This window comes from Myxococcus vastator, assembly GCF_010894475.1.
Lineage (GTDB): Bacteria > Myxococcota > Myxococcia > Myxococcales > Myxococcaceae > Myxococcus > Myxococcus vastator.
On sequence record NZ_JAAIYB010000333.1, the window covers coordinates 1 to 9,485 of the forward strand.

Genomic DNA, 9,485 nt, shown 5'->3' on the forward strand with positions numbered 1-9,485 from the left:
GGGTAGGACACGCGGGACTCCGGGGCAGGGCTGGCGGGCTACCAGCGCACGAACAGACGGTACCCCCCACTGCTGCGCTCCTCCACGATGATTCGCGGCCGGGCGTTGGCCAGCTCCAACATTCCCTCCAGGCCCCCCGCCATCAAATCCGGCTTGTTGTAGCGGTCCGACAGGGAGAGGCGTCGGCCGCGCTCGCCTTCGGAGGCCAGCGACACGTCCACGTCCGAGCGGCCCATCATCGCCAGGTAGCGAGGCAGCCGCTCCAGGGCGCGCGCCGGGCCAATCATGGGCAGGGCCACGGCCGTCACGCGCCCCACGAGCGTCTGCGCGAAGCCAAGGGCACTTCGCCGGCCGAGCTGCCGGTAGGCGTCCTCGTCACCGAGCTCCGCGTAGCGCTCCCGCCGCGCCAGGGCCACCGCCTGCTGCCAGAGGGCAATGGGGTAGTCCAGCTCCGGCTTCCGGCTGTCGTACCCCAGCGTCACCAGCTCCTGGGCCAGCCGGCCCTCTGCCCGGAGCCCCCGCACGAACAACCCCTCGAACACGCTGGCGGGCACGCGGGGCAGGGGGGGAGGCATGCCCCCAGTCTACGCAAAATCCACTATGAGTTCATGTATTTCTTGAATTCCGGATTGATTCCGGAGTGGAAGGGAGGCGCGGGGGCGAGGGGCGATTGCCAGTCCGCGAGCCGGGTTGCTATGGGGCCGCGAGCGCCTTAGAGGAGTCGTCCAAGGAGAATTGAATGTCGGTGAACATCCAGCTCGAGTGGACCCCGAACCCCAGCACGCTGAAGTACGTGGTGGACCGGCGGTTGTTGGCCGGCGGGGCGGTGAACTTCACGAACCCCGAGGACGCCCAGGCGAAGTCCCCGTTGGCGCGCAAGCTGATGGACGTGCGCGGCGTCACGGCGGTGATGATTGGCACCAACTTCGTGACGGTGACGAAGGGGGAAGAGGGCGAGTGGGACGAACTCAATGACGAGGTCATGTCCACGTTGGACACCCACCTGACGGCCAACGAGCCGGTGGTGGACGAGGCGGCGCTGGCGGCGGCCCGCGAGTCGGCGGGACAGGCCGGTGGTGGCACGGTGGAGGGGCGCATCCAGGACATCCTGGACAGCGAAATCCGCCCGGCGGTGGCCATGGACGGTGGTGACATCACCCTGGACCGCTTCGAGGACGGCATCGTCTACCTGCACATGAAGGGCTCGTGCGCGGGCTGCCCGTCGTCCACGGCGACGCTGAAGATGGGCATCGAGGGGCGCCTGCGGGAGATGATTCCCGAGGTCCTCGAAGTGGTGTCCGTCTGAGACGCAACGTCAAGGCCTCGCAGGTCCGGCGGGAGCTGCTGCCGGACCAGTCCCCCGCGCTGCTGCGCGAGCTGCACCTGCTCACGCGCGAGGGGCACCTCAACGCGGACGCGCTGCGCAAGCTCAAGCAGGTGAACCACCTGATGGGCCTGCTGCGCCCCGCCGTGGAGGATGTCCAGGCGCGCCACCCGGACACGGTGCTGGTGGACGCGGGCAGCGGCAACGCCTACCTGGGCTTCGTCCTCTACGAGCTGTTCCTCAAGGGCGCCGCCAGCGGCACGCTGCTGTCCATTGAAGGTCGGCCGGACCTGACGGAGCGGGCCCAGGGCCGCGCCCAGCGGCTGGGCTTCACGCGGATGCAGTTCCAGACGGCGCACATCGACACGGCGCGGTACCCGGAGCGCATCCACCTGCTGATGGCGCTGCACGCGTGTGACACGGCCACGGATGATGCGCTCGTCGCGGCCATCCGCCATGGCGCGGACCACGTCGCGGTGGTGCCGTGCTGCCAGGCGGAGGTGGCCGCGCAGCTCAAGGAGAAGCGCCCCGTCGTGGCCAGCAGCGGCAGCATGTCGTTGCTGTACGCGCACGCGTGGCACCGGCGCGAGTTCGGCTCGCACCTGACGAACGTCATCCGCGCGCTGACGCTGGAGGCCTTCGGCTACCAGGTGACGGTGACGGAGCTGACGGGCTGGGAGCACTCGCTGAAGAACGAGCTGATCCTGGGGCGCCGCGTGCACCGGGAGAACCGGCGCGCGCGCGTGCAACTGGAGCGGCTGCTGGCGGAGACGGGCGTGAATCCCAAGCTGACGCGTGAGCTGGGCGTGAAGCCCGCGGCGGCGGCCATTGTTGAGCCTGATTCCTCGCCGGAGCCGGAGTTCCCTGTGGCCTCCGAGCCAGTGGAGGCTTCGGACGTCTCCGGCGCGTGAGCCGCGCTGCGTCGCGGTGACTCCACGGAGCGCAAGGCTGGCGGTCGAGACGCCCGAGGTCAGAAGGGCGCCGGCCGCTCCAGCGTGACGCGCTGTCTCGTGACGGGGTGCTGGAACGACAGGGCCTCCGCATGCAGGTGCAGCCGGGGACCTGGATGGCCGTAGAGGCGGTCGCCAACAATGGGGGCACCCAGGCCGAGCGGATGGGCCGCGTGGACGCGCAGTTGGTGTGTCCTGCCGGTGAGCGGGAAGAGGGCCACCTTCGTGCGGCCGTGGCTGCGTTCAAGGACGTGCCACTCCGTCACCGCGGGCTTGCCGTGTACGGGGTCATGAATCTGGCGGGGCCGATCGTCCAGGTCCACGCGCATGGGAAAGTCGATGGTGCCGCGCTCGCCCCGGACGTTGCCGTCGACCCAGGCCACGTAGCGCTTGTGCACCTCGCGCCCGGCGAACTGGCGCTGCAAGGCCGCGTAGGTGCGCACGTCCTTGGCCGCGACGAGCAGCCCCGACGTGTCCAGGTCGAGCCGGTGCGCGAGCATCACCCCCGCCGCTTCTGGAGACCGCGCGCGCAGCCGGGCCAGCACCGAGTCCTCCACCGAGACGTCCTTCGCGGGCACGGAGAGCAGGCCCTCCGGCTTGTCCACCACCACGAGCCATTCGTCATCGAAGACGATGTCCAGCCCTCGTGACGGCAGCACGGGCACCGCGAAGGGCCGGGGCGCGGAGACGGGGAGCCCGTCCAGCATGTACGGCAGCAGCGGCCCGCACTTGTCCTTGCAAGCCGGGTAGTACGCGCCGGAGGCTCGGCCTCCCGCGGGAGGAGGAGCCCCCCACCAGAACTCGGCGAGCGCGAGCGGACGGAAGCCCTGGGTGAGGGCATGCGCCAGGAGCTTGGGCCCGGCGCAGTCCGCCGCGCCCGATGGGGGCTCACCACCGGCGTAGAGGCCGCGCAGGTGACGGTGTTCTCCTCGTGCATTGGGCACCACGTAGGTGTCGTGCAGGCGCTTCATCAGCGCGCGGCAGACGATGCGCCGCAGTCGCTCCATGGCGCGAAGCCGCCGTTCCATGCGGGCCCGCCTTGGCGCCAGCGCCCGCTGCGCCTCGTCGTGTTCCGCGTCCAGTCCTCGCAGCTCCGCCTTGTCCCCCCGGCTCTCCTGGTCGAGCGCATGCAGCGCCGCCCGCTTCGCCTCCTCGCTCAGCGAGTCCGAGGCCATGACGTCCGCGCGCCTCGCATGGCGCTGCTTCTTCCGGGCGTCGTGTGTGGCGCGCAGCGCCGCGCGGGCCTCGGTGTGGCGCGCTCGCAACGCGTCGTGCGCGGTCAGGATGGAGGCGCGCTCGGGGGATTGGCGGAAGGACGCCTCACGGGCCATCAGGCGCTTGACCAGGGCGTCGCCCGCGGGCTCCAGCCGCTCGCGCTCGTCACGGGCGAAGAGGGGCGGCACGAAACCGGGGAGGTCCCACCGCCCACCCAGCATGCCCGAGAAGGCGCGGAGGAAGCCGACGCGTCCGTCAGGTGCCTGGACCACGAGGATGCCGAACATCTTTCCACCCTCGGACGTGTCCAGGCACGAGGCCGCGAATCCAGGCGCGACAGGGCCTGTCCGGAGCTCCCGCTGCAGCCACTCCGCCGCCCGGCGGGCCAGCGCGTGGGGCGCGCCCTCGTCGAAGGGGTTTGGGAAGCTCACCGGGAGCTCGTCCGCGAGAGGCTTCGGCTCGAAGGGCGTGAACCACGTTTCCACAGGCCCGCGTTACCACGGCACGGCGGCGCGGCGCACCCGGGCGGCCGTCTTCATGGGCGCTCCACCGGGGACTCCGCGCCCCCCTGGGCAGCAGGGCGGTCCATGCCGTCTCGCTCGGCTGCCTCGTCCGCGAAGCCGGCGCGCGCTGGTCAGCGCGACTCGTTCCGAAGGTGGCAGCGGCGCCGAGCCGCGTGCCGCTCCCGCCGCGGCGGCCCGGGCCTCACGTCGCCCCCAGCGCCGACAGCAGCAGCCGGCACTTGAGCCCACCGTTGCGCACCGGAAGGCTCGTCGCCCCCGTCAGCCCCAGCGCCTTCAGCAGCGCCGCCTCATCCGGAAGGATGACCGCCGCGCGCCACCCCGCGAAGCCCTGGCGCAGCGTGTTCCCCAGGGCCCGGTACAGCGCGGGCAGGTCCTCGGCTTCGCCCACGCGCTTGCCGTAGGGCGGATTCACCACCACCAGCCCCGGGCCCTCCACGGGCGCCTTCAGCGTCCCCACGTCCTGCCGCTCCAGCGCGAGCGTCACCCCCGCGCGCCGGGCGTTGCGACGCGCCGTCCCTAGCGAGCCCGCGTTGAGGTCGTAGCCATGCAGCGCCGCCGGGGGCGCGGGCAGCGCGTCCGCTTCCGCGCGTGCCTTGCGCTGGTTCCAGGCCTGGGCATCGAAGGAGGGGAAGGACTCGAAGGCAAAGGCGCGCAGCAGTCCCGGCGCCCGGCGCATGGCCATCCACGCGGCCTCCACCAGGAAGGTGCCCGAGCCGCACATCGGGTCCACCAGGGGCTGCGTGCCGTCGTAGCCCGCCAGCCGGAGGATACCCGCCGCCAGCGTCTCACGCAGGGGCGCGCGGCTGACCTCCTGGCGGTAGCCGCGGCGGTGCAGCGCATCCCCGCTGGTGTCGGCGCTCACGGTGAACGCGTCACCCTCCACCCGCACCAGCAACGTCAGGCCGGGGCCTCCGCCCTCTTCATCGAGCGGCCCCGCGCGCTCCACCGAGGGCACGTCCCACGCATACGCCGCCGCGGAGAGCACCACGTCGGCCCCTGGTACGGGGGAGCGGCTCAGGCTCACCGACAGCTTCGGCGGCGAGCGCCCATCCCAGACGTGAGACAACTCCAGCTCGGCCAGCCGGTCCGAGAGGGTGTCGGAGTCACCCGCGCGGAAGGTGCCCACGCGCAGCAGCACCCGGCTGGCGCAGCGAAGGCGCAGGTTGGCGTCCTGGTGCAGGCCGGCCGGGCCCTCCAGCTCCACGCCGCCGTCCACGCGGCGGGGCCTCCAGCCCAGCGCGGAGGCCTCTGCCTCCAGGGCGGGCTCCAGGCCGGGGAGGGTGGAGACAAAGAGCTGTTCGTCGGTGCGGGCGCGGGTCACGGGAGCGTCCATTGTCCGCGTCCCGGCGCGCGCCGCAATGCTTCATTCAGGACGCGGGCGCGGAAGGCCGCTCCCAGTCCGAGGCCGGAGCCGTCGGCGCGGGGGCCTCCGCGTAGAAGCCGCGGTACTCGGGCGGCAGCAGCTCCGCCACCCGGCGCATCATCGCATCCACCAGCGCCTGGCGCGGGTCCTCGGCGCCCGCCACCTCGGCCTCCAGCGCCTCCACGCGGAAGGGCGGGCCGAAGCGCACGAAGACGTCGGCGTTGAAGAGCCGCTCGCCGCCCATGTCCGAGTCGTTGATGGGCATCAGCTTCTCCGTGCCCTGCAGCGCCACCGGCACCACCGGCACGCCCGCGCGTTTGGCTATCAGCGACAGGCCCTTCTTCGCCTGGGTGAGCGTGCCCGTGCGGCTGCGCGCGCCCTCCGGGAAGATGAGCACCGACTTGCCGGCCTTGAGCGTGTCCAGCGCCCGCCGCATCGCCTCGATGTCGGGCGAGTTGGGCTTGATGGCGATGGTCTCCATCGTCTCCGCGGCCAGGCGCGTCATCACCGTGCTCTTCAGCTTCACCCCGGCCAGGAAGACGACCTTGCGCGGCCGGAAGGCCCGGTCCAGCGTGAAGCCGTCCGCGTTGGACAGGTGGTTGCAGAGAAAGAGACAGGGTTGGTCCGGGATGTTCTCCCGCCCCAGGACCTTCTCGTTCGCCAGGGTGTCCCAGACGCCGTCCATCAACGCGCGGACCACCTGCTGGCGGGCGCCTTCCGGCAGCTTGGACATCAGGAAGAAGAGAATGCGCAGCACGTGTCGGTCGCCTCTGAACGTTCCACCCGCAGATGTAGTTCCAACCAGTGTCGCGCGTCAGCCCCTCTCTTGTCCCGGCGCCTCGCCTGCCGGGCGGCCCGTCGTACAGCCAACGCTCATGTGGGACTGGGGGGCGGGACGGTTTTTCCTTCCCCTCTTCCCACCCTCCATGCGGGTTGGTTATGGGAGGGCGCATGAGTCTGGTCGAAGCCCGCGCGTCGCGCGCCAGGAAGCCCGTGGAATACGAGGTCACCGTCGACCGTGTGCGGATGGACACGCACGACACGGCGACGCTGTTCCTGGATTTCGGCGGAGTCCCGCTGGACTACAAGGCCGGGCAGTTCCTCAACATCGACCCGCACCAGTTCCCGGCGCTGGGCCGCCTGTCGGCCTATCTCCAGGCGCAGAAGGGGCGGAAGGAGCCGCAGCGCTCCTATTCGCTCGCCTCCGCGCCACACGAGCCCCTGGTGGCCATCACCGTGAAGGACGAGGAGTTCATCCCCGGCCTCACCCGCTATCCGCCGCTCTTGTCGCCCTACCTCGTGCATGGCCGGCTCACCGGCGCGCGGATGAAGGTGATGGCCTTCATGGGGCCCTACGTGCTGCCGGAGGACGTGGAGACGCGCACGGAGCACGTCGTCCACCTGGTGGCCGGCTCCGGCGCGGTGCCCAACTTCGCCATCCTCAAGGACGCGCTCCACCGGGGGCTGAAGCTGCGCCACACCTTCCTCTTCTCCAGCAAGACGTGGGGGGATGTGCTGTTCGGCGACGAGCTGGCCGCCCTGGAGCGCCAGCACCCCGGCCGCGTGCGCGTGGTGCACACGCTCACCCGTGAGACGGACGAGTCCCGCTTCGGCGCCGCCGTGCGGAAGGGCCGCATCCACCAGTCCCTGCTGGAGGAGCTGATTCAGGACCGGGACTCGTGCCTGGTGTACGCCTGCGGCCCGGCGATTACGCCGTGGGACCGGCGCAAGGCGCTGGAGACGCGCACGCCCTCCACGCCGCGCTTCATGGAGACGGTACTGGGCCACCTCCACGCGCTGGGCATCGAGGACAAGCGCATCAAACGGGAGACCTACGGCTAGGCGCTCGCGGCAGCCACAGCTCGAAGCGGGCGCCGCCGCGAGGCCGGCTGCTGGCGCGCACGCTGCCCGCGTGTGCCAGCACCACGCGTTGGACGATGGCCAGCCCCAGGCCCCGTCCATTGGCGCGGGTGAGGAAGAAGGGCTGGAAGACGCGCTGCGGGTCCACGTCGGGAATGCCGGGCCCTTCGTCCTCCACCACCAGGCGCACGCCGTCGTCCGCGGGCTCCACCGTCATTCTCACCTTGCCGCCCGCGGGTGAGGCCTGGACGGCGTTGCGCACCAGGTGCGTCACCGCCAACTGGAGCAGCGTCTCGTCGCCTTCGAGCGAGGGCGTCTCCGCGGCCTCGTCCACGCTGAAGCGCAGCGTGGGCGCGTCCGGCGGGCCATGCATCTGCCCCAGCGCGCGGCGCACCAGCTCGCCCAACTGCACGGGGCGCGGGCGCGGCTCCAACGGACGCACCACGTCCAGCAAATCCCGGACGATGTCCTCCAGCCGGATGGCCTCCTCCTCCAGCATGCCCACCGCGGCCTGTCCCGTGGGCCCCAGGTGGGCCTCGCGGCGCAGCACCGCCACCGCGTTGAGGATGGCGCCCAGGGGGTTGCGGACCTCGTGGGCCACGACGCCCGCGGCCTCGCCCAGCACCTCCAGCCGCTCGCGCGCCACCAGCTCGTCCTGGAGCCGGGACACTTCCTCCAGCCGCACCGCCGACGTCTGGTGGTGGCGCACGTTCTCCAGCGCGCCGCCCACCAGCTGCGCGAACAGCTCCAGGGTGCTGGCGCCCGCGGGGGTGAGGGTGGGGCCCTGCACGGAGAGCACGCCGAACGGCTGCCCGTCCACGAGGATGGGTGCGTCCAGCCCGCGCAGGTCCGGCGGATGCAGCTGGCACACGGGGCTCCCCCCGTTGGTGGGAGGCGGGAAGCGTGTCACGCCGAGCATGTCGTGGTGGAAGGCCGCCTTGCGCCGCTCGAGCACCTCCAGGAAGTGCGGCAGCGCGGCGCTCGGAATGCGCACGTCCGCCAGGGGCATGCCGTAGAGCTGCTCGGCCTCGGCCACGATGAAGGGGCTCTGCCGCAGGGGCCCGTACCGGAAGGCGTCGCCGTCCACGTGGATGACGGACACGGAGAAGCCCTGGCGGTAGATGGCGTCCACGGCCGTCTCCAGCACCGAACGCTCGTCGCGGCAGCGCAGCATCGCCGCGGCGGCCGCCACCAACGCCTCCGTGAAGCGCCGCACCGAGTCCTCCGCCTCCGCCTCCAGCAGCACCACCACCCACTCGTCCGGGTGCGCTCCGGGCGCGTGCCTCAGGGCCAGCGTGCGCTGGGGGCCGTTCACCGGCTGGACGCGCACCCACACGGGGCCTTCGGGCAGCGGCCCACCCCGGACGAGGGATTCGTACATCGGCTCCACCCAGCCGCGCTCCTCGGGCACGAAGCGGCGGATGCTCTCGGAGAGCGAGAGGGCTTCCAGCTCCGCCGCCGGAGCGCCCAGCAGGGTAGCGAGCGCCGCGTTGACCCGTAGCACCTGTTTGCCGCGGATGAGCGCGGTGGGGAGGGGCATCGCTTCGAGCAGCCGGTATTCGGCGGAGGCGGTGGACACGGCGGTCATCCTCTGGGTCCACCGCACCGTCCGCAAGGAGACTTCAGCGGAGCCGGCGGCGGACGCAATGGGTTCTCCCGCACCCCGTAGGGAAGGGCGAGGGGCAACACTCGGAGGGCACGACGATGAACTTCATGAACCTGATGGACCGCGATGACTTGGAGTTGAAGGCTGTCATGGCCGTGATGGCGGCCTTCGTGATGATGGGCGCCGTCTTCCTGGGACAGATGCTGTAGCGCCTGGCGTCAGGGCTTCTTCTTCAGGTCCTTCGCGCGAGCCAGATACTTCTGCACGAACTCCTTCTCCTCCTGGCGAAGGTGGCTCAGTCGCAACCCGTAGCCGCGCGGGTTCTTTCCGTCCTCCAGCGAATTCTCCCAGATGACGGAGCTGCGGAGCGTCAGCACCCGGGGAGGCTCATCGAAGCGCAAGGTGAGCTCCACCAGCGTCCCCAGCCGCAGCGGCTTGTCCGTGGCGATGAACAGTCCGCCCGATGACAGGTTGATGATGCGGTGGTCGGTGAAGATGCCCGCGTTCTGCAGCGTCACCTTCACGTCCGCGTGGATGCGGTCGTCCGAACGCCGCTCCAGGCCGACGAACTCCGCGCTGGAATAGGTGGGCGCCGCCGCGGCCCGGCGCATGGCTGGCGCGGGAGGTGGAGGCGGCGGTGGGG

General features: G+C 71.3%; 9 protein-coding genes. 3 read left to right on the top strand and 6 right to left on the bottom strand.

Annotated features, from left to right (window positions below; translation table 11 throughout):
• Positions 1 to 38: 38 nt before the first annotated feature.
• Complete coding sequence (locus G4D87_RS26945; RefSeq protein ID WP_163785330.1) at positions 39 to 575, bottom strand: DUF2378 family protein; 537 nt, start codon at positions 573 to 575, stop codon at positions 39 to 41.
• 164 nt (positions 576 to 739) lie between these two features.
• On the opposite strand from G4D87_RS26945, the gene G4D87_RS26950 reads away from it, so the two are divergent.
• Together G4D87_RS26950 and G4D87_RS26955 are read left to right on the top strand one after the other, a co-directional pair.
• The gene (locus G4D87_RS26950) at positions 740 to 1,306 is read left to right on the top strand and encodes a NifU family protein (RefSeq protein WP_163785332.1); all 567 of its coding nucleotides are present in this window, start codon (positions 740 to 742) and stop codon (positions 1,304 to 1,306) included.
• Positions 1,307 to 1,449: 143 nt separating this feature from the next.
• Positions 1,450 to 2,235 (top strand): class I SAM-dependent methyltransferase, encoded by a 786-nt coding sequence (locus tag G4D87_RS26955; protein WP_240358646.1) that lies wholly within the window; start codon positions 1,450 to 1,452, stop codon positions 2,233 to 2,235.
• 59 nt (positions 2,236 to 2,294) lie between these two features.
• Here G4D87_RS26955 and G4D87_RS26960 read toward each other — a convergent pair whose 3' ends face one another.
• From G4D87_RS26960 to G4D87_RS26970, 3 genes are all read right to left on the bottom strand, one after another.
• The gene (locus G4D87_RS26960; protein ID WP_163785334.1) at positions 2,295 to 3,974 is read right to left on the bottom strand and encodes an RluA family pseudouridine synthase; all 1,680 of its coding nucleotides are present in this window, start codon (positions 3,972 to 3,974) and stop codon (positions 2,295 to 2,297) included.
• A gap of 220 nt (positions 3,975 to 4,194) precedes the next feature.
• Positions 4,195 to 5,346 carry a THUMP domain-containing class I SAM-dependent RNA methyltransferase gene (locus G4D87_RS26965; RefSeq protein ID WP_163785336.1) on the bottom strand — a complete coding sequence of 384 codons (1,152 nt, stop codon included), beginning with the start codon at positions 5,344 to 5,346 and terminating at the stop codon, positions 4,195 to 4,197.
• A gap of 34 nt (positions 5,347 to 5,380) precedes the next feature.
• Positions 5,381 to 6,133, bottom strand: coding sequence for a lysophospholipid acyltransferase family protein (locus G4D87_RS26970; protein WP_163785338.1), 753 nt, complete (start codon positions 6,131 to 6,133; stop codon positions 5,381 to 5,383).
• A gap of 194 nt (positions 6,134 to 6,327) precedes the next feature.
• On the opposite strand from G4D87_RS26970, the gene G4D87_RS26975 reads away from it, so the two are divergent.
• Positions 6,328 to 7,218 carry a ferredoxin reductase domain-containing protein gene (locus G4D87_RS26975; protein ID WP_205507740.1) on the top strand — a complete coding sequence of 297 codons (891 nt, stop codon included), beginning with the start codon at positions 6,328 to 6,330 and terminating at the stop codon, positions 7,216 to 7,218.
• Here G4D87_RS26975 and G4D87_RS26980 read toward each other — a convergent pair.
• Together G4D87_RS26980 and G4D87_RS26985 are read right to left on the bottom strand one after the other, a co-directional pair.
• Positions 7,196 to 8,824 carry a sensor histidine kinase gene (locus G4D87_RS26980; protein WP_205507741.1) on the bottom strand — a complete coding sequence of 543 codons (1,629 nt, stop codon included), beginning with the start codon at positions 8,822 to 8,824 and terminating at the stop codon, positions 7,196 to 7,198. The two genes, G4D87_RS26975 and G4D87_RS26980, sit on opposite strands and share 23 nt — an antisense overlap.
• 236 nt (positions 8,825 to 9,060) lie before the next feature.
• On the bottom strand, positions 9,061 to 9,485 hold a 425-nt coding region (locus G4D87_RS26985), incomplete at its 5' end, for a TIGR02266 family protein (RefSeq protein ID WP_163785343.1).

Bases quoted from the DNA above. Each gene is read 5' to 3' on its own strand.
- G4D87_RS26945 (WP_163785330.1), bottom strand. From the start codon at position 575: ATGCCTCCCCCCCTGCCCCGCGTGCCCGCCAGCGTGTTCGAGGGGTTG.
- G4D87_RS26950 (WP_163785332.1), top strand. From the start codon at position 740: ATGTCGGTGAACATCCAGCTCGAGTGGACCCCGAACCCCAGCACGCTG.
- G4D87_RS26955 (WP_240358646.1), top strand. From the start codon at position 1,450: ATGGGCCTGCTGCGCCCCGCCGTGGAGGATGTCCAGGCGCGCCACCCG.
- G4D87_RS26965 (WP_163785336.1), bottom strand. From the start codon at position 5,346: ATGGACGCTCCCGTGACCCGCGCCCGCACCGACGAACAGCTCTTTGTC.
- G4D87_RS26975 (WP_205507740.1), top strand. From the start codon at position 6,328: ATGAGTCTGGTCGAAGCCCGCGCGTCGCGCGCCAGGAAGCCCGTGGAA.
- G4D87_RS26980 (WP_205507741.1), bottom strand. From the start codon at position 8,824: ATGACCGCCGTGTCCACCGCCTCCGCCGAATACCGGCTGCTCGAAGCG.